The organism is Brachybacterium sp. GCM10030252, assembly GCF_042666535.1.
Classification (GTDB): domain Bacteria; phylum Actinomycetota; class Actinomycetes; order Actinomycetales; family Dermabacteraceae; genus Brachybacterium.
The window spans coordinates 1-17515 of record NZ_JBHTDM010000033.1; the positions used below are offsets into that span (position 1 = coordinate 1).

Annotated in this window: 18 protein-coding genes; 6 read left to right on the forward strand and 12 right to left on the reverse strand. The window is 71.7% G+C overall.

The genetic code is table 11. The features are described 5' to 3' along the window. Positions 1–297 precede the first annotated feature (297 nt). Positions 298–831: a hypothetical protein gene (locus tag ACFQRJ_RS14490; RefSeq protein ID WP_377019906.1), complete on the reverse strand. Its 534-nt coding sequence runs from the start codon at positions 829–831 to the stop codon at positions 298–300. A 36-nt stretch (positions 832–867) separates the two neighbouring features. On the opposite strand from ACFQRJ_RS14490, the gene ACFQRJ_RS14495 reads away from it, so the two are divergent. After that, entirely contained in the window at positions 868–1281 is a 414-nt protein-coding gene (locus ACFQRJ_RS14495; RefSeq protein WP_377019907.1) for a hypothetical protein, read from the forward strand. A gap of 356 nt (positions 1282–1637) precedes the next feature. Here ACFQRJ_RS14495 and ACFQRJ_RS14500 read toward each other — a convergent pair whose 3' ends face one another. Together ACFQRJ_RS14500 and uppS are read right to left on the reverse strand one after the other, a co-directional pair. Beyond that, on the reverse strand, positions 1638–3098 hold the full coding sequence (locus ACFQRJ_RS14500) for a PhoH family protein (RefSeq protein WP_377019909.1): 1461 nt from the start codon (positions 3096–3098) through the stop codon (positions 1638–1640). Positions 3099–3270: 172 nt separating this feature from the next. Next, entirely contained in the window at positions 3271–4029 is a 759-nt protein-coding gene (gene uppS / locus ACFQRJ_RS14505) for a polyprenyl diphosphate synthase (RefSeq protein ID WP_377019910.1), read from the reverse strand. 227 nt (positions 4030–4256) lie between these two features. On the opposite strand from uppS, the gene ACFQRJ_RS14510 reads away from it, so the two are divergent. Next, positions 4257–5153, forward strand: a complete 897-nt coding sequence (locus tag ACFQRJ_RS14510; RefSeq protein WP_377019911.1) for a hemolysin III family protein — start codon at positions 4257–4259, stop codon at positions 5151–5153. 179 nt (positions 5154–5332) lie between these two features. Here the strand turns inward: ACFQRJ_RS14510 and ACFQRJ_RS14515 are convergent, their stop codons facing one another. Both ACFQRJ_RS14515 and mca read right to left on the reverse strand, forming a co-directional pair. Further along, positions 5333–5761, reverse strand: coding sequence for a hypothetical protein (locus tag ACFQRJ_RS14515; protein WP_377019912.1), 429 nt, complete (start codon positions 5759–5761; stop codon positions 5333–5335). Then, the gene (gene mca / locus ACFQRJ_RS14520) at positions 5758–6666 is read right to left on the reverse strand and encodes a mycothiol conjugate amidase Mca (RefSeq protein WP_377019914.1); all 909 of its coding nucleotides are present in this window, start codon (positions 6664–6666) and stop codon (positions 5758–5760) included. Before mca ends, ACFQRJ_RS14515 begins: the two co-directional genes overlap by 4 nt. A gap of 281 nt (positions 6667–6947) precedes the next feature. Between mca and ACFQRJ_RS14525 the strand changes: the two genes are divergently transcribed. Next, the gene (locus ACFQRJ_RS14525; protein WP_377019915.1) at positions 6948–7340 is read left to right on the forward strand and encodes a DUF4307 domain-containing protein; all 393 of its coding nucleotides are present in this window, start codon (positions 6948–6950) and stop codon (positions 7338–7340) included. Positions 7341–7562: 222 nt separating this feature from the next. Next, on the forward strand, positions 7563–8051 hold the full coding sequence (gene greA, locus ACFQRJ_RS14530; RefSeq protein ID WP_377019916.1) for a transcription elongation factor GreA: 489 nt from the start codon (positions 7563–7565) through the stop codon (positions 8049–8051). Positions 8052–8337: 286 nt separating this feature from the next. Here the strand turns inward: greA and ACFQRJ_RS14535 are convergent, their stop codons facing one another. Beyond that, entirely contained in the window at positions 8338–9645 is a 1308-nt protein-coding gene (locus tag ACFQRJ_RS14535) for an AI-2E family transporter (RefSeq protein ID WP_377019917.1), read from the reverse strand. Positions 9646–9793: 148 nt separating this feature from the next. Here ACFQRJ_RS14535 and ACFQRJ_RS14540 point away from each other — a divergent pair, with 148 nt between their 5' ends. Together ACFQRJ_RS14540 and ACFQRJ_RS14545 are read left to right on the forward strand one after the other, a co-directional pair. Next, positions 9794–10627, forward strand: coding sequence for an ABC transporter ATP-binding protein (locus ACFQRJ_RS14540; protein WP_377019918.1), 834 nt, complete (start codon positions 9794–9796; stop codon positions 10625–10627). Next, the gene (locus ACFQRJ_RS14545; RefSeq protein WP_377019920.1) at positions 10612–12324 is read left to right on the forward strand and encodes a hypothetical protein; all 1713 of its coding nucleotides are present in this window, start codon (positions 10612–10614) and stop codon (positions 12322–12324) included. Before ACFQRJ_RS14540 ends, ACFQRJ_RS14545 begins: the two co-directional genes overlap by 16 nt. Positions 12325–12343: 19 nt before the next feature. On the opposite strand, the gene ACFQRJ_RS14550 is transcribed toward ACFQRJ_RS14545, so the two are convergent. From ACFQRJ_RS14550 to ACFQRJ_RS14575, 6 genes are read right to left on the reverse strand one after another with little or no spacing between them, the layout of a single operon-like run. Next, a complete protein-coding gene (locus ACFQRJ_RS14550; protein ID WP_377019921.1) occupies positions 12344–12901 on the reverse strand; it encodes a GNAT family N-acetyltransferase in 558 nt (185 codons plus the stop codon). 1 nt (position 12902) lies between these two features. After that, complete coding sequence (gene tsaB / locus ACFQRJ_RS14555) at positions 12903–13658, reverse strand: tRNA (adenosine(37)-N6)-threonylcarbamoyltransferase complex dimerization subunit type 1 TsaB (RefSeq protein WP_377019923.1); 756 nt, start codon at positions 13656–13658, stop codon at positions 12903–12905. Next, positions 13658–14206 carry a tRNA (adenosine(37)-N6)-threonylcarbamoyltransferase complex ATPase subunit type 1 TsaE gene (tsaE, locus tag ACFQRJ_RS14560; RefSeq protein ID WP_377019924.1) on the reverse strand — a complete coding sequence of 183 codons (549 nt, stop codon included), beginning with the start codon at positions 14204–14206 and terminating at the stop codon, positions 13658–13660. Before tsaE ends, tsaB begins: the two co-directional genes overlap by 1 nt. After that, the gene (gene alr / locus ACFQRJ_RS14565; RefSeq protein WP_377019925.1) at positions 14203–15375 is read right to left on the reverse strand and encodes an alanine racemase; all 1173 of its coding nucleotides are present in this window, start codon (positions 15373–15375) and stop codon (positions 14203–14205) included. The genes tsaE and alr overlap by 4 nt, the downstream gene beginning before the upstream one ends. Positions 15376–15388: 13 nt before the next feature. Further along, complete coding sequence (locus ACFQRJ_RS14570; protein ID WP_377019927.1) at positions 15389–16972, reverse strand: NAD(P)H-hydrate dehydratase; 1584 nt, start codon at positions 16970–16972, stop codon at positions 15389–15391. Further along, entirely contained in the window at positions 16969–17445 is a 477-nt protein-coding gene (locus ACFQRJ_RS14575) for a holo-ACP synthase (RefSeq protein ID WP_377019928.1), read from the reverse strand. The genes ACFQRJ_RS14570 and ACFQRJ_RS14575 overlap by 4 nt, the downstream gene beginning before the upstream one ends. Between the last annotated feature and the right edge of the window lie 70 nt (positions 17446–17515).

Consider the following 17515-nt stretch of genomic DNA (forward strand, 5'->3'; position numbering starts at 1 on the left):
CCGCTCCCACTGCTCGTCGGACAGGACCTGATGTCGAGTCGTCGCGGTAGCCATGCATACAGGCTCTCAAGTGAAACCGCCTCACATATAGGAGACACGCCCTAGCTGTGCACATGCTGGCTCCGATCGCCGCTCACCCACCCCAGCCATGCCCGCCCCGGACCCAGCTGGCGCACCCCCGGCCCAGCCAGGCCCGCCCCGGACCCAGCTGGCGCACCCCCGGCCCAGCCAGGCCCGCCCCGGACCCAGCTGGCGCACCCTCGGCCCAGCCAGGCGCGCCCCGGCTCGGCGCATGGCTCAACCTGCCCACCGTTCAATGCGGTCGGCGACCGGGAGACGGTGATCGCCGCGCCCCAGCACCGCACAGAGCATCACCTCCGTCGCCTTCCACTCGAGGAAGACCTGTTCCCATGTCAGCCTCGTGACGGTGTAGCCCTTCGCACGAAGGAACAGATCTCGATGACGGTCCGCCTGGTAGCTGGCGGGATCATCGTGAAAGTTCCGGCTGTCGCATTCGATCACCCAGCTGTGACCGACCAGCAGATCCATCCGCCGCTCGTCACCGGCGCCGTCGACGAAGCGCACCTGGGGCCGCACCTCGATGCGTCGCTCCTCCAGCCAGCAGCGCACTGCTGTCTCCGTCCCGGACTCGGCGTCACCGCGGATGCGCGAGAGAGGGCGCCGTGGGCGGGTCGGCAATCTCGCCACGAGAGCCTGCGCTGCGGCAAGCGTGAGCTTTCTCTGATGCACAGCGGACTCGAACAGGATCGCCGCCTTCACGGTGGGCAGACATCGTGCGGCATGCTCCAGCACCAGCTCGATCGACGGCACAGGATCATCGTCCGGCCAGGCGGACATCCCTCGCCCGTGGAGGATCAGCGGCTCCGGCGCTCCCCGCCGGATCACCTGGCCCTCCTCTCGCCGGACCGGGGAGAGCCGGATCGGTTCGAGCAGCTCGGCACGTCGATCGGCCCGCGGTCGGTATACGTGCACGCCGGTGTGGAGCGGCGTCCAGAGGCCATGGAATGCTGCGGCATCGATGCAGGTGGGGCGCAGACCGTGCTCGAGGAGAACGACCAGGGACTCCGGGGCCTCTGGGGTGACGTACCGCGGTTGGACGCTGCGCAGCGCTCCGCGACGACGCCACCGCGCGACATCCTCCGTGCCGACCCCGTCCTCGCCACGGAGCTGGTCTCGGTGCCGGACGCCCCTGATCTGCATGCCCCCAAGAAGACGTCACCCGTCGCACTCGGACAAGCACTGTCGCCCGATTGTGGATGACCGTCCCGACGAGCCTGCGAGCAGAACCGTGCGGGGTGGCCTCGGCTCTGCTCTGCGCGGGCCCGCACGGGATGGGCCGGGCGGTCGCGGACCGTCCCCGCTCTGCGCGGGCCTGCACGGGATGGGCCGGGTCAGATTGGAGCCAGCATGTGCACAGCTAGGCGCTATATGGGCCTAGCTGTGCACATGCTGGCTCCAATCGTGGCTCAGCCCAGCCGGACCCTGTAGCACGATCTCCCGCGCACCCCGGCCGCGGGCGAGCGCACTCCGGCCCGGCCAGGCGCACTCCGGCCCGGCCAGGCGCACTCCGGCCCGGCCAGGCGCACCCGGGCCCAGCCAGGTGCGCCCGGCCGGCGTCAGAGCACCGGTTCGTCGAGGACGTGCGTGACCAGCTCGGCGACCTTCGAGCGCTCGGAGCGCTGGAGGGTGATGTGCCCGAACAGCTCCTTCTCCTTGAGCGCCTCGACGACCGAGGCGATCCCGTCGTACCGGCCGATGCGGAGGTTGTCGCGCTGGGCGATGTCGTGAGTGAGGACCACGCGGGAGTTCTGCCCGATGCGCGAGAGCATCGTCAGCAGCACGTTGCGCTCGAGCGACTGGGCCTCGTCCACGATCACGAAGGCATCGTGCAGGGAGCGGCCGCGGATGTGGGTCAGCGGCATGACCTCGAGCATGCCGCGGGAGAGCACCTCGTCGATGACGTTCTGGGAGACCATCGATCCGAGGGTGTCGAAGACGGCCTGTCCCCACGGCCCCATCTTCTCGGACTGGTCACCGGGCAGATAGCCGAGCTCCTGCCCGCCCACCGCGAACAGCGGACGGAACACCATGATCTTGCGCTGGGTGCGGCGCTCAAGCACCGCTTCCAGCCCCGCGCACAGTGCCAGCGCACTCTTGCCGGTGCCGGCACGGCCACCGAGCGAGACGATGCCGACGGACTCGTCCTGGAGCAGGTCGATCGCCACCCGCTGCTCGGCGGAGCGGCCACCGACGCCGAAGACCGTCTGGTCGCCCTGGACCAGTCGCGCCTTCTTGTCCCGGGTGATGCGGCCCAGGGCCGAGCCCCGCGGGCTGGTGATCGTCAGCCCGGTGTGAACCGGCTGGTGAGCCACCTCGGGGATCTCCACGGTCTTGCCGGCATAGAGATCGCTCATGGTCTGCTCGTCGACGCCGGCCGAGACCATGCCGGTGTAGCCGCGGTCGCGGGCGAGCTCGGCCCGGTACTCCTCGGCGTGGATCCCGGAGGCCGAGGCCTTGATGCGCATCGGCAGGTCCTTGGAGACCAGCACGACGTGCTTGCCCTCCAGCTGCAGGTTCTTCGCCACCGCGAGGATGCGGGTGTCGTTGTCGCCCAGGCGGAATCCGTCGGGAAGCGACGCCGAGTTCATGTGGTTCAGCTCGACGTGCACATGGCCGCCGGCCTTGCCGATCGGCAGCGGCTGGGCGAGGTTGCCGTGCAGCTCGCGCAGGTCGTCGAGCAGGCGCAGCGCCTGCCGGGCGAAGTACCCGAGGTCGGGGTGGTGCCGCTTGGACTCCAGCTCCGTGACCACGACGATCGGCAGCACGATGTCGTGCTCGGCGAAGCGGTGCAGGGACAGCGGGTCGGACAGCAGCACCGAGGTGTCCAGCACGTAGGTGATCACGCCGGTCTCGATGTCGGCCAGGACCTGCTGAGCGACGCCGGGCTGCAGGGAGGGCACGACGGGCGAGCCGTCCCGGTTCGGGGACTCGATCACCTCCCGCCCGGAACTCGAGCCATCCGGTGCCAGGCCTCCGTCGGCCGGCGCCGTCTCACGGGCGATGGTGGTCTCATCCATAGGAGCCTCCCGAAATCTCGCGGATGCCAGGACACTAACCGCGCCGGCACCCGGCGCCGGGCGAGTCCCGCCGTCGGCGGGCTCGACGTTCACCCGATCGTCATCCGGAGTTCTGACGAGCTCCGGTACGGCCAGTCTGCCACCGCCACGGCGGCATCGACGGGATTGATCATCACGCGCCGTAGCGCCGCTCGCGTCGGCAGAAATCGCGCAGGGCGCGCAGCAGGTCCACGCGCCGGAACCCCGGCCAGTAGGTCTCGCAGAACCAGTACTCCGAGTGGACCGACTGCCACAGCAGGAAGCCCGACAGCCGCTGCTCGCCGGAGGTGCGGATGATCAGATCCGGGTCCGGCTGGCCTCGCGTGTAGAGGTGATCGGCGATCGAGCCGACGCTGACCTCCGCGGCGATCTGCTCGGGGGGCTTCCCCTGCCCGCCGAGGTCGAGGACCAGCTCGCGCACGGCATCGACGATCTCCTCGCGGCCTCCGTAGCCGATGGCGACGTTCACCGTCAGCGGCGAATCCGGGGCTGCGCGCTCCTGGGTGCGGGCGATGCCGGCACGGACGTCCTCGGGCAGCGCCTCGGCGTTGCCGGTCAGCCTGACGCAGTAGCCGGCCTCCACGATCTCCTCGACCGTGGAGGCGATGATCTCGTAGAGGGCCACCAGTTCCTCGGGCGGCCGGCGCATGTTGTCCGTCGAGAGCATCCACACCGTGACCAGCGGGATGCGCAGATCCTCGCACCAGGAGAGGAACTCGACGATCTTGGCGGCCCCGACGCGATGACCGTGCTCGGTGGTCTCACCGGCCGCCTTCGCCCAGCGCCGGTTGCCGTCGACGATGACGCCGAGGTGCTGGGGCAGCTGGTAGGCCTCCAGCTCCTTGGTCAGCCGCCTCTCGTAGACGCGGTAGAGAAGGCCGTCGTCGTCCACAGCAGCCTCCCTTTCCGTCGATCCGCGCGAGGTCCCCCGCCAGAATGGCATGGCCGCACCGCATGGCGTACCCGATCGCGCGCCCGGAGGGGATCGACCGGGCTCGCGGCCCCCTGCCATTATCGGTGACATCCACACGCGGTCCCTGCAATCCACAGGGATCATCACCGGATCGACACAGGGTGCCGCAGCACTAAGTTACGCACCCGTAGGTTAGGCTCTCCGTCATGACCAACGGCCTTCGCCGCGAGCATTCCTCGCAGCCCTCGAACGATGTTCCGCCCGCCGGGCAGCCACCCCGGGCCGAGGCGCGCGCTCGGCGGCGCGAGGACCGCGCCGCGCAGGAAGCCGTCGAGGCGGTCTCCGAGACCGCCGGGGACCAGGGCCCGGCGGACACCGGGGACGATGCCGACATCCCCACCGCCGCGGAGCACACCTTCGCGCCCCGGAGCCTGACCCGGTCCATGGCTGCGCGTGCCACGCGGCTCGGCGTGCAGCTGCCCAAGCCGCGCCTGCGCGGGATGCTGCACCTGATCGCGTTCCCGGCCTCCCTGGTGGCCGGTCTGCTGCTGGTCGCTCTCGGCGAGACGACGGCGATCCGGCTCTCGTGCGCCGTGTTCGTGCTGACGGCCGGCATGCTGTTCGGGGTCAGCGCCACCTACCATCGCGGCAGCTGGTCCTCGGAGCGCGCCATCATGCTGCGGCGGTTCGACCACGCGAACATCTTCCTGATCATCGCCGGGACCTACACGCCGATCGCCGTTGCCCTGCTGCAGCCGCGCCAGGCGCTGACCCTGCTGGCCATCGCCTGGGGCGGCGCGGCGGTGGGCGTCTGCTTCCGCCTGTTCTGGACCGGTGCCCCGCGCTGGCTGTACGTGCCGGCGTACGTCGCGCTGGGCTGGATCGCGATCTTCTACATGCCGCAGCTCTACGCCGGTGGCGGCTGGGCCGTGGTGGTGCTGCTGGTCGCCGGCGGTCTGGCCTACACCTCGGGCGCAGTGGTCTACGGCCTGAAACGACCGAATCCCTCACCGGCCTGGTTCGGCTTCCACGAGATCTTCCACGCGGGCACCCTGGCGGGCTTCGGCTGCCACTTCGCCGCGGTCGCCGTCTCCATCGCCTGATCACGCGGCGGACCACCCCGCCGCTCAGGAGAGCCGCATTCCCCCGGCGCTCGCCGACGGCACGCGGGCGGGCCTCGCGTCGCGTGCGGGCGGCGGGCCCTGTGCAGGCTTCGCGTCAGGTGCCAGCTCCGCGCCGCCCGTGAGGGCACCGGGCCGCTGCCGGCCGACGGGCCCGGGCCTCAGCGCTGGTCGCGCTGGTCGTCGCTTCCGCGGCTGGGATCCCCGTCGGCCGACGGGCCGGACTGCGGCGGACCGCCCCTGCCTTCGGGGCCACCCTGACCCTCCGGACCGCCCTGATCCTCCCGGCCGGCGGCGTCTGAATCCTCGCGGGCGCGCTCGCCCTTCGCGGACTGTTCCGCCGCTTTGGCCTCCATCCGCTCCTGGACCCGTGCGCGGGCCTGGACACGGCGCGTGCGCCGCGACATGTCCAGCACCAGCAGCACGACCACGACGGCGAGCAGGAACACCACGAGGAACCCGGGCAGCCCCGGGGAGACCGTCACGGCGTTGAGATCCTCCCCGTCCGAGGGGGCGGGATCGGCGAGAAGGCGCCCCACCGTCCCGGAGACGCCGGCGCCGAGGGCGGGGATGAGCCCCGTGCCCGTCATGGCCGGGCCTCGAGGGAGTCGGGACGCAGCCCGGCGAAAAGGTCGTTCTCGGGCAGTTTCACGCCGATGCGGGAGATGTGCAGTTCGTAGTCCTCGGTCCCCCACACGGCGAGTTCGACCTCGTGCGGAATGCGGAAGAACGGGCCGTCGGGGTCGACCTGGGTGGCGTGGGCACGAAGTGCGTCATCGCGCACCCCCAGGTAGTCGCGCACGTCGATCCGGGTCGTCAGGAGCCGGTCTGTGCTCTCGTCGAGCCGCTGCAGCATCTGCTCGAGCTCCTCGTTGGGGGTGCCCTCGGCGCGCAGATGACGGTTGATCGCCGAGAACCGCTGCCGGTGGAAGCCGTTGATGTAGTAGAGCTTCGCGACCTCCCAGGGCTCGCCGAGCTCGGGCGCGAAATCGGAATCCGCGGCGAGGTCGAAGGCCGCCAGGCTCACGCGATTGACCTGGATGTGGTCGGGGTGGGGGTAGCCACCGTTCTCGTCGTACGTGGTCATCACATGCGGGCGCAGTCGGCGCACGGCCTCCACCAGCGGCCTGGCCGCCTCCTCCGGGGAGAGCGTGGCGAAGCTGCCGGCGGGCAGCGGCGGCAGCGGGTCGCCCTCGGGCAGTCCGGAATCGATGAAGCCCAGCCACTCGTGATCCACGCCCAGGATCCGCTGCGCCTCAGCCATCTCGCGGCGGCGGACCGCCGGCAGGTCGCTCATCAGCGAGGCATCGTCGCGCAGCTTGGGATTCAGCACGTCACCGCGTTCGCCGCCCGTGCAGGTGATGACGGTGACCTGCACCCCCTCTCGCACGTAGCGAGCGGTCGTCGCGGCGCCCTTGGAGGACTCGTCGTCCGGGTGCGCGTGGACGGCCACCATCCGCAGGGTCTCATCAGGGGCGGGAAGCTGGACGGACACGGCACTCCTCGGAAGCGGCGGGATGGGAACGGCCCCGGACGGGCCCGGTGCGGGCACCGGATCGCGTGGGGCACCAGCGCCCGATCGTACGCCACCCCGACTGAAGGATCCCAGTGCCCGGCACGGTCACACGGGAACGGGACGGGAGCTCTCCGGCGGCGCCGTGACCGTCGGCCGGGGCTCGCCCGAGGGGCAGCGTGAGAGCCTGCGGGCGCGACCGGGAGGAGAACCTGCGGGGCCGTCTGAGAAACGGGCCCACCGGGGTCTGGAAGACTGAGGGCATGAATGGTTCCACGCATCGTCCGACGGATCGCTACGGCGGCCCGATCGTCACGAAGCGCACGGCACGAGTGCTCCTGGCCGCGGCCGCAGCCGTGTTCCTGGCCGTCGTCGTCTACGTCGGCATGCAGGTCGCCAGCAACCCGATCAAGTCCGAGGTGCTCGCCTATGAGCATCTCGACGACGACCTCATCGGGGTCGACTACGTGGTGACGATGCGTCCGGGAACCGAGGCCGTCTGCCAGATCCAGGCCCTGAACAAGGGGCGCGCGCAGGTCGGCTTCGTCGAGACCACCATCGCGGCGCAGTCCGAGAGGCGCAGCGCCCACCACGTGGAGATCGCCACCCAGGGCGAGGCGGTCTCCGCGGAAGTGGTGGGCTGCGAACCGGCCTGATCCGTGAGCCGTCGAGGGAGAACCCGGGTTCTCCGATCGCGAAACAGCGCACAGGGTCCCGGAACTCGGAATCTCGCGGTGTAAGGTATTCCGATACCGGCGACGCGCCGGTCATCATCATCCGCACACGGGGCGCATGAGGTCATGTGCCCCGTGATTCGCGTACGGGGGCCCTTTTCCGCGGTCCCGCATGCGCACACCGAAGACGACAGGAGTGAACCCATGAGCAGCCAGCCGAATGGCGCCTGGCTCACCCAGGACGCGTACGACCGCCTCGCCAAGGAGCTCGCTGAGCTGGAGGGGCCGGGTCGCACGGAGATCGCCGAGCGCATCGCCGCCGCCCGCGACGAGGGCGACCTCAAGGAGAACGGTGGGTACCACGCCGCCCGCGAGGAGCAGGGGAAGATGGAGGCTCGCATCGCCGACCTCCAGCGTCTGCTCAAGAACGCCGTGGTGGGCGAGTCCCCCAAGGACGACGGTGTGGTCGAGCCGGGCATGGTCGTCACGATCACGCTGGCCGGCAAGAACCGCACGTTCCTGCTGGGCAACCGCGAGATCGCCGAGGACTCCGACCTCGAGGTCTACTCCACCGAGTCGCCGCTGGGCAGCGCGATCCACAGCTCCAAGGTGGGCGACACGGTCGATTACACCGCACCGAACGGCAAGTCGTTCCCGGTCGACATCCTCGAGGCCAAGCCCTACCGTCCGTGACCCGCGGGCGCTCTCCGAGCGCCGCGCCACCGACACCTCCCTGCGAGGCCCGCAGACCGGTCCCCGACCGACGAGCCGTCTCGCACGAGCAAGGACCCCTCTCCGGCGATGGCCGGAGAGGGGTCCTTGCTGTGTCTGCCGCGCTGTGTCTGCCGCGCTGTGCCCGCCTCCGAGAGGTGATCAGCGCTCCGGGTGGGGCTCGGCGCTCCGAGAGGTCCGACGGCGATCCGCCGCCTGTCGCGGGCAGGGCCCCGGACGATCCGCCGCCCGCCGGCGGACGGCCCGGTCAGCTCGACGGCGCCGGCTCCTCCCCCGCCGATCCCGTGGCGCTGTCCGGGCGGGCTCCTCCGGAGGAGACCTCCGCGGTGGATCCCTCCCGGGACGACTTCGCCGGGGACCGCTTCTGGGCATCGTCCTGGGAGCGGGTGCTCCGCTGGGCGCCCTTGCCGCCCGTCAGGGCCGCGAAATGGTCGGCGGCCGCATCGTCATGGCCCAGTTCCGGGCTGGGATCGCGGCCGACGATGTACAGCAGGGTCGCATTGACGAAGGCGATCAGCGGGATCGCGAACAGGGCGCCCGGGATCCCGGCGATCATGGCCCCGGCGGCCACGCCCAGGAACACCGCGAGCGGATGCAGCTCGACCGCCTTGCCCATGAGGAAGGGCTGGAGGACGTTGCCCTCGATCTGCTGGACGGCCACCACGATGCCCAGCATGATCAGCGCGAAGATCCAGTTCTGCAGCACCAGCACCAGCAGCACCGCGATGATCCCGGAGGCGATCGCACCGACCAGCGGGATGAAGGAGAACAGGAACACGAGCAGCCAGATCGGCACCGCGTAGGAGCCCAGTCCCAGGAAGACCATCCCGATCGCGATGCCGACCGCGTCGGCCGCCGCCACCAGGATCTGGGTGCGCACGTATGCCGACAGGGCCTTCCAGCCGCGGCGGAAGGCCTCGTGCGTGTCCTCACGGGCGGCCGGCGGCAGCAGCCCCACGACCCAGCGCCAGATCGTCGACCCGCTGGAGAGCAGGAAGAACAGCGTGAACAGGCAGATCACGATGCCGGTGGCGAGGTTGCCGATCACAGCAGCGGTGCTCAGCGCCGAGTTCAGCAGGGCATCCGCGTTCTCCTGCAGCTGCGTGAGGCCCTCGTTGATGGCGCTGTCGATCATGGGGGCGTCGATCTGGAACGTCGTCGTCGCCCAGTCCATGACGGACTGGAAGCCGGTGACGGCCTTGTCCTGGATGTCCGAGAACTGGGCGATCAGCTGACGCCCGGCGAGGGTGAACATGCCGGCGACCAGCAGCAGCAGACCGATCAGTGCGATGCCGCTGGCCGCGGCCCGGCCCAGGAACGTGTAGCGCGTCAGGACCCTCACGATCGGCATCAGCATCACGGCCAGCAGCACGGCGATGAGCACCGGGATCACGAGGGTGGTGATCTTCAGCAGAGCCCAGAGGATCAGGGCTGAGGCCGCGACGATGACGATCACCCGCCAGGACCAGGACGCCAGCCGGCGCACACCGATGGGGATCTCCTCGACCTCCGGTGCGAGACCGGGGGCACGAGGGGTCGGGCGCAGCTTCGACATGGGGCTCCTTCCGTCAGAGCCGGTTCGACTCCGGGTCACTCTAGCTGGCGGCTCGAGCCCGCGGTACCTGATCAGGGCCGACGAAGGTCGACGTGCCGGTGACCGAGGGACGGAGCACCGCCGACCGTTCGCTCGATACCGTGATCACATGCACTCCGTCCCGCCCTCCTCCCCGTCACCGAGCACCGGCCCCGCCGCTCCCGTGGCCGAGAGCGCCGCCGTCCCGCCGCAGTCGGCGCTGTCGATCCGTGGACTGCGGAAGTCCTTCTCCGGCACCGAGGTCGTCCACGGGATATCCCTGGACGTGCCCCGCGGCTCGTTCTACGGGATGGTCGGCCCCAACGGCGCCGGCAAGACCACCACGCTGTCGATGGCCACCGGCCTGCTGCGGCCCAGCGGCGGAACCGCCCATGTGCTCGGCACCGACATGTGGGCGGAGCCGGAGAAGGCCAAGGCCCGGCTCGGCGTGCTCGCCGACGGCCTGCGCACCTTCGACCGGCTCACGGGACGCGAGCTGCTCACCTACGTCGGCCTGATCCGCGGCATGGACCCCGAGGTCGTCGAGGAGCGCACCCAGTCCTTGCTGACGGCCCTCGATCTCGCGGGCGAGGACGGCAAGCTCGTGGTCGACTACTCCGCGGGCATGACCAAGAAGATCCTGTTGGCCGGTGCCCTCCTGCACGCCCCGCGGCTGCTGGTGCTGGATGAGCCGCTGGAGGCGGTGGACCCGGTCTCCGCGCAGGTGATCCGGAAGATCCTCACCGCCTATGTCGAGGGCGGAGGCACCGTGGTCCTCTCCAGCCACGTGATGGAGCTGGTCGAGGGGCTGTGCAGCCACGTCGCGATCATCGCGCACGGGGAGCTGATGGCCGACGGCACGCTGGACGAGGTCCGCCGCGGCGGCAGCCTCGTCCAGACGTTCATCGATCTCGTCGGCGGGGCCGACGTCGAGGAGGGGAGCCTGTCGTGGTTGGAGTCCTGAGCAGCGAGCACGCTGCGACCGCCTCCGCGGCCGGGATCCACCACGGCTCCGTCTCCCAGCGCTCCCTGCTGCGCCTGCTGCTGGGACTGAAGTGGACCCTGTGGAAGCGGTCCTACCGCAAGAACGTCGGCAAGATCATCGGCACCTGCTTCGGCGTCCTGTACGCGCTCGGCGGCATGGCCGCCCTGGTGGCACTGTTCCTCAGTGCGACGCTGTGGGCGGGAGAGGGCTCCACCTTCCCCATGATCATCCGGGGTCTGGGCGCGCTCACGGTCCTGATGTGGCTGGCGATCCCCGTGCTCGCCTTCGGGCTGGACGACACGCTGGATCCGCGCGCCTTCGCCCTGCTCCCCCGCAGCGCCAAGCAGCTCCAGCCCGGGCTCTTCGCCGCCGCCGCGCTCAGCCTGCCCAGCGCGTTCACGCTCCTGGCCGTCCTGATCGCGACGGCGTTCGAGATCCTGTGGCTCATCCTGTTCGGTCAGGGGGCGCTGTGGATCGCCGCGGCCATGGTCGCTCTGATCCCGGCGAACCTCGCCGCGGTCGCCCTGTGCCTGCTGCTGCCGCGCGCCTGGTTCGCGCACTCTGCGAGCAGGGCCTCCTCGCGCAGCGGCCGCGAGGTCGGCGGGATCATCGGCATGGTCATCATGTTCGCCGCCATCTACGGCGGCTCCCTGCTGCTGCAGAGGGTCGAGGATCTCGACGCGGAGAGGCTGAGGCAGCTGCTGCCCACCGTCGTCGAGGTCGCTGCCTGGACCCCGTTCGGGGCGCTGTTCGCGGTGCCGATGGATCTCGCCGAGGGCCAGGTGCTGCCGGCATTGGCCCGGGCGCTGATCGGCGCCGTCGCGATCGCGGCGACATGGCTGTGGTGGCGACGTTCGATCGATGCGTCCGTCACCTCCGCCCTCAGCGGTGATGCCTCCTCCGGTGCCACCAAGGTCTCTCCCCTGGTGCCCCGCTTCGTCCGGCCCGGCGCGTTCGGCGCGGTGATGGGCAAGTCGCTGCGCTATTGGCGGCGCGACACCCGGTATCTCGCCGCGATCGGGATGTACCCGCTGATGCTCCTGTTCTTCGCCGCGATGGGGCTCGCCGTCCCCGACTCACGGCCGATGATGCTGGCCATCCTGATCATGATGTGCGGGCTGACGGGTATCACCCTGTCCAACGAGATCGGGTTCGACGGTCCCTCCGGCTGGGTCAACATCACCGCCGGGCTCCCGGCCCGCGCGAACCAGCTGGGCCGCGTGGCCGCCATGGCGGTGCTGATGGTGCCCGTGATCGTCGTGGTCACCGTCGCCGTGCCGCTGCTGTTCGGGATGGGGCACCTGGTCCCGCTGACGGTGCTGGGCTCCCTGGGCACCGCGATCACCGGCTGGGGGGTGTCCCTCGCGGTCGGGGTGATCATGCCCTACCCGGCCTCTCCTCCCGGCACGAACCCGATGAAGGACAAGTCCGCCTCGAGCACCAATGCGATGCTGTCGATGACGATCTCGATGATCGCGGTGGTGGTCCCCCAGCTCCCGGCGGTCGGGGTCGCTGTCTGGGGACTCATCGTGGGGAGCCCCGCGATCCAGCTCGTCGCGGGTGTGCTGTCGCTCCTGCTGGGCGTGGTCGCGTTCCTGGTGGGACTGCGGATCGGCACCGTCCGGCTGGAGAGCCGCTACCCCGACCTGTTCCAGAAGGTGCGCGACTTCCTGTAGGGCCTCGCGTGAAGGCGGGTCAGAGATCCCGTTCCATCACCAGCGCATCGATCTGCCGGCCGCGGATGCGGTAGTACCCGCGGCGGCGGTCGATGGTCCGGTATCCGGCCGTGGTGTAGAACGTCCGGGCGCGTGAGTTGTCCTCGCGGACCTCGAGCAGCATCCGCGTCGCCCCCGCCCGTCGCGCCTGGTCCTCGCACCAGGCCAGCAGGGCGCGGCCGATGCCGACGCCCTCGATCCGGGTGCCGATGGTGTGCAGGTCGGCGACGTCCCCGGCGAGCATGATCCCGGCGTAGCCGAGCAGGTCACCGGTCGCGTCGGGGCCCCGCGCGGCGATGACGTAACGGCGGTCGCGGTGCTCGATCTCCGCGGCGAGCTGGAACACGGTCCAGGCCTCGTCGGGGAAGAGCTCGAGCTCGGCGAAGGCGATCTCCTCGACGTCGTGAAGGCCAGCGGGACGCAGTGCCCAGCGGAACGTATCCCCCTGCTCCGGCTGGCCCAGCTGGTCGCGCTGGTCCGGCCGGCCCGTCGGCTCCGGCTGGTCCGACGGGTCCTCCCGCGGCAGGTCGGCCGTCATCTCACAGCCCGAGAGCGCTCTTGCGCGCGGTGGGCTTGGCGGCGTCGGGCTCGCGCAGGTACATGGGATCGGTATCGGCGAGGTCCTCTCCCTGTCCGATCAGGCGGGAGGCGGCGCGGATCAGGTACCCGGCGTCGGCGTCGACCAGCGGCGAGGTGGCCGGCAGCAGTTCCGGGTACAGCGCGGCCCCGGAGCCGACGAGCAGGTCGCAGGCGGAGAGGTCCGCGGCAACTGCGGCCGGGGCGTCGACCGCGGGATCCGCGGTGCGGGTCAGGGTCCCGTCGGCGTCCTGCCGGTAGCGGGCGTGGTAGACCTCGCGGCGGCGGGCGTCCAGGGCGACGGCGACGGTCAGCGAAGCAGAGGCCGCGGGGGCGTACTCGGCGAGCGCCTGTTCGGCGAGGGCATCGAGGGAGCTGAGCCCGTACAGCGGGATGCCGAGGATGTCGGCGATGCTGCGGGCGGCGACCAGGCCGACGCGCAGGCCCGTGAACGGGCCGGGGCCGCGGCCGACGACGATCCCGGTCAGCTCGGCTCGGGTGGCGCCCGCTTCGCGCATCGTCTCGTCGATGAGGGCCAGGAGCACCTCGTCGTGATGACGGGCCCGCTGGTCGGAGCGCACAGCGAGGACCTCGGGCGCGGGGGCGCCGTCGAAGGGCGATGCCTCCGCTCCCGCGCCGGTCGCGTCCCGGCCGGCACCGAAGGAGGCGCGGGCCACGGCGACGCTGACGGCCCCGGACGTATCGATTCCCAGCAGCATCAGCGGTCCTCCCCCGGTGTCGGTGCGGTGCGGTCTGCAGCCTCCAGGCCCAGAACGGCCCTGAGCTGCTCGGTCGCGGCGCGGTCCCAGCGCGGCCCTCGCGGGGTCAGGCGCAGGGTGCGCGGCTCGTCGGGATCATCGGGGTCCTCGACGTGGTCGGGCCGCTCGAGCTCGATCAGGAGCGTCGAGTCGACCAGGTGCTCGACGCGGTCGCGGCCCCATTCGACGACCGTGACGGACTGGTCGAGGTCGGCCTCCAGGTCGAGGTCGTCGATGTCGCCTCCCCCGCCGAGCCGGTAGGCGTCCACATGCACCAGCGCCGGCCCACCGGTGAGGCTGGGGTGGACGCGCTCGATGACGAACGTCGGCGAGGCGACGGGACCGCGCACCCCGAGGCCCTGTCCCAGTCCCTGGGTGAAGGTGGTCTTGCCAGCGCCCAGCGGACCGTCCAGGATCAGCAGGTCGCCGGCCCGCAGCGCCCCGGCGAGGGCGGCGGCGGCGGCGCGTGTGCCGTCGGCGTCGGTGGTGCGGATCGTCAGGGGGCTCATGCGCGGGTCTCCCGCATCACGCGGCCGGAGACGGAGGTGAGGATCTCGTAGGGGATGGTGCCGGCGGCCAGTGCCCAGTCATCGGCGGTGCTCGCGGTCGGCGCGGTGGCCTCACCGCCGGCGTCCCCGAACAGGAAGACCTCGTCCCCGGCGACGGCGTCGCTGTCGGGGCCCAAGTCGATGATGATCTGGTCCATGCTGATGCGGCCGACCTGCGGGGCGATGTGGTCCCCGGAGCCGGTGCGCACGAGCACGTCGCAGCGGTCGCTGCCGGCGCGGTGCAGGCCGTCGGCGTACCCGATCGGGACCAGGCCCAGCCGGGTGCGACGGCTGGTGCTGCGGATCCTCCCGTACCCCAGGCTGTGCCCCTCGGGGACCTCCTTGACGATGGCCAGCCGGCTGGTCAGGGTCATCGCGGGCCGCAGCGGGACGTCGGTGGGCACCGGCGGGTAGCCGTACAGGGCGATGCCGGGACGGACCAGGTCGCGGTGGAGGTCCGGGCGGGACAGCAGCGCCGCCGAGTTGGCGATGTGCTGCAGGGGGATCGGGCCGATCTCGTCGGCCAGGGCCTCGCACGCGGAGTCGAACAGGTCGACCTGCTGGTCCGTGGCCGGATCCGCGGGGTCGTCCGCGCTGGTGAGGTGGGTCCAGGCGGCGACGACCTGGACGAAGTCGTCCTGCTGCATGGCGGCGCCGATCTCGCGCACCTGCCAGGGCAGGATGCCGTTGCGCCCCATGCCGGTGTCGATCTTCAGGTGCACGCGGGCGCGGCGCTCGGCCTGGCGGGCGGCAGCGGCGACCAGCTCGAGCATCTCCGGGGACCCGACGGACACGTCGATGCCGGCGGTGAGGACGTCGGGCAGCACCTCGGCGGCGGTGTGCGGTTCGTACAGCCAGGTGAGGATGTGCACGTCGAGGCCGGCACGGGAGAGGGCCAGTGCACTGGCGGGATGGGCGACGCCCAGCCAGGTCGCCCCGCCCTCGAGCGCCGCGCGCGCCGCCGTCAGCATGCCGTGACCGTAGCCGTCGGCCTTCACCACGGCCATCAGGGCTGTGTGCTCCTCGAGCTGACCGGTCAGGGCGCGGGTGTTCTCGGTGATGGCCGCGGGGTCGATCACGACACGGTTGGGCACGTGCCGAGGGTCCTCGGCGGGCATCGGGATGGTCATCGAACTCCTTCGATCACGGCAGGGCGCCCGCCAGGATAGCCCCGAGTGCAGCGGGGAGGTGGTCGGCGACGTCGAGGGCGACCAGGGGCCGGAGGCCGTCCCGGGACGCGAGGCGCCCCGCGCGACCATGGAGCATCGCGCCGAGGGCTGCGGCATCCGGTCCGGGCAGACCGGCGGCCAGCAGGGTTCCGATCACGCCGGCCAGGACGTCTCCGGTGCCGGCGGTGGCGAGCTGGGAGGTGGCGTCGTCCTGGGCGCGCAAGGGGCCGCCGTCCCCCGGGGCGACCAGGGTCACGGCGCCCTTGAGCAGCACGGTCGCGCCGGTCGCGCCGGCGAGCGCGGCCGCGAGCTCGGGGCCGGGGAGGTCGGTGCCGATCCCGAGACGATCGGCGAGCCGTTCGGCCTCGCCGCGGTGCGGGGTGAGGACCACGTCGGACCCGAAGCGGTGCTCGGCGGTCATGGCGGCGAGGCCGCCCGCGTCGATCACGCCGCGTTCCAGCCCGCCTGCTCCCCCGTCGCCGTCCCGGTCCTTCCCGTGCTCGCCGGCGTGGTCGATGTCATGGGAGAGCACGTCGAGGCCGGCGCGGGCCCGGGGGTCCTCGCCCCCGATCCCGGAGCCGACGACGAGGGCGTCGGTGCGGCCGATCTCCTCGAGGTCCACGGTGTCGGTGGGCTGGCCGACGACCTCCGGCCGGGTCTGGAGCACGAGGTCCAGGACGCTCTGCGGCGCCACGCAGCGCACCATTCCCGCCCCGGCGCGGGCGGCGCCGGAGCAGGTCAGCACGGCGGCACCGGGGAACCGGGGGCTGCCGGCGACGACGGCGACCACGCCGCGGGAGTACTTGGTGGCGTCCCGCTCCGGGCGGGGCCACAGCGCGCGCAGGTCGCTGTCCTCGAGGCGTTCGGCGGCGGGCCGGGCGGGCAGATGCTCGCCGAGGCCGAGGTCGACGGGGTGGAGGGTCCCTGTCAGGTGCGCGGCGCCGGGCAGCAGCAGGCCGGCCTTGACGGCGCCGAAGGTGACGGTCTCGCTCGCTGCGAGGGCGCCGGGCGCCGCCCGGCCGCTGGTGGCGTCGACGAAGCTGGGCACGTCCACGGCGATCACCGGGACCTGCTCGGCGCGCACGGCCTCCAGCAGGGGTTCGAGAGCGGCGGGGATCTCGGGGCGCCCGCCGATGCCGAGGATCGCGTCCAGGACGAGACCGGCGCCCGCGATCACCTGGCGGAGGTCGTCGGCGGAGCTCTCTGCCAGGGAGTGGATGGTGCCGCCGGCGTCCCGGAGCGCTGCGGCGCCCTCGGCGTGGACGCCGTCGGCGGTGGCGATCGCTTCGGCTGCGATGCCGTCGCGGCGCAGCATCGCGGCGGCGTGCAGTCCGTCCCCGCCGTTGGACCCGCGACCGGCGAGCACGAGGACGCGGGGGCCGACGGGGGTCTCGCGGTGGGGCTCGGGGCTGTCCGGCTCCCCGTCGGCCCCAGCCTCGAGCCGTTCCCGGACCCGGTCGGCGAGGGCGCGGGCGGCGCGCAGCATCAGCGGCTGGCCGGCGGACAGCAGCGGCTGTTCCGCCTCGCGGACCTCCTGGGCGGTGTATCCACGGATCATGCGGTGCCTCCTTCCCCGGGCCCCCGGTCTCCCGAGGGCCGCTCACGTTCGGCGACCACGATCGCGGTCGCGATGTCCCCGTCGTGGGACAGCGACAGGTGCAGGTGTACGATGCCCTGTGCCTCGGCGGCCCGCAAGGTGGCACCGCGCAGGCGCAGGTAGGGGCGGCGGGCGGCGGTGCGGTCGACGGTGACGTCCTGCCAGGAGAAGTCGCCCGGGGAGCCGAGAGCCTTGCCGACGGCCTCCTTCGCAGCCACTCGGGCGGCGCGGGACGCGGCCGACAGTCCGCGCTCACCGGGGGTGAACAGCCGCTCCAGCAGAGCGGGGGTGCGCGCGGTCATCTCGGCGAGGCGGGAGATGTCCACGACGTCGATGCCGACGCCGGCCACGGTGCCGTCCTCACGCGGAGCGAACGCCCGGCCCCCGAAGCTGTCCTCGGGGCCGGGCGTCGGCTGGTCGAAGGGGAAGCTCATCACCCCGGCAGTATCACACCCTCAGCAGGGAGGGGCTCGCCCGGCAGGGAAGGTGCTTCGCGGCGCCCCT

Coding starts and splice junctions, on each gene's coding strand:
- tsaE (WP_377019924.1), bottom strand. CDS start 14,206: ATGAGCCCCCTGACGATCCGCACCACCGACGCCGACGGCACACGCGCC.
- greA (WP_377019916.1), top strand. CDS start 7,563: ATGAGCAGCCAGCCGAATGGCGCCTGGCTCACCCAGGACGCGTACGAC.
- ACFQRJ_RS14550 (WP_377019921.1), bottom strand. CDS start 12,901: ATGACGGCCGACCTGCCGCGGGAGGACCCGTCGGACCAGCCGGAGCCG.
- ACFQRJ_RS14570 (WP_377019927.1), bottom strand. CDS start 16,972: ATGATCCGTGGATACACCGCCCAGGAGGTCCGCGAGGCGGAACAGCCG.
- alr (WP_377019925.1), bottom strand. CDS start 15,375: ATGACCATCCCGATGCCCGCCGAGGACCCTCGGCACGTGCCCAACCGT.
- ACFQRJ_RS14515 (WP_377019912.1), bottom strand. CDS start 5,761: ATGACGGGCACGGGGCTCATCCCCGCCCTCGGCGCCGGCGTCTCCGGG.
- ACFQRJ_RS14500 (WP_377019909.1), bottom strand. CDS start 3,098: ATGGATGAGACCACCATCGCCCGTGAGACGGCGCCGGCCGACGGAGGC.
- ACFQRJ_RS14540 (WP_377019918.1), top strand. CDS start 9,794: ATGCACTCCGTCCCGCCCTCCTCCCCGTCACCGAGCACCGGCCCCGCC.
- ACFQRJ_RS14525 (WP_377019915.1), top strand. CDS start 6,948: ATGAATGGTTCCACGCATCGTCCGACGGATCGCTACGGCGGCCCGATC.
- ACFQRJ_RS14575 (WP_377019928.1), bottom strand. CDS start 17,445: ATGAGCTTCCCCTTCGACCAGCCGACGCCCGGCCCCGAGGACAGCTTC.
- ACFQRJ_RS14510 (WP_377019911.1), top strand. CDS start 4,257: ATGACCAACGGCCTTCGCCGCGAGCATTCCTCGCAGCCCTCGAACGAT.
- ACFQRJ_RS14535 (WP_377019917.1), bottom strand. CDS start 9,645: ATGTCGAAGCTGCGCCCGACCCCTCGTGCCCCCGGTCTCGCACCGGAG.
- tsaB (WP_377019923.1), bottom strand. CDS start 13,658: ATGCTGCTGGGAATCGATACGTCCGGGGCCGTCAGCGTCGCCGTGGCC.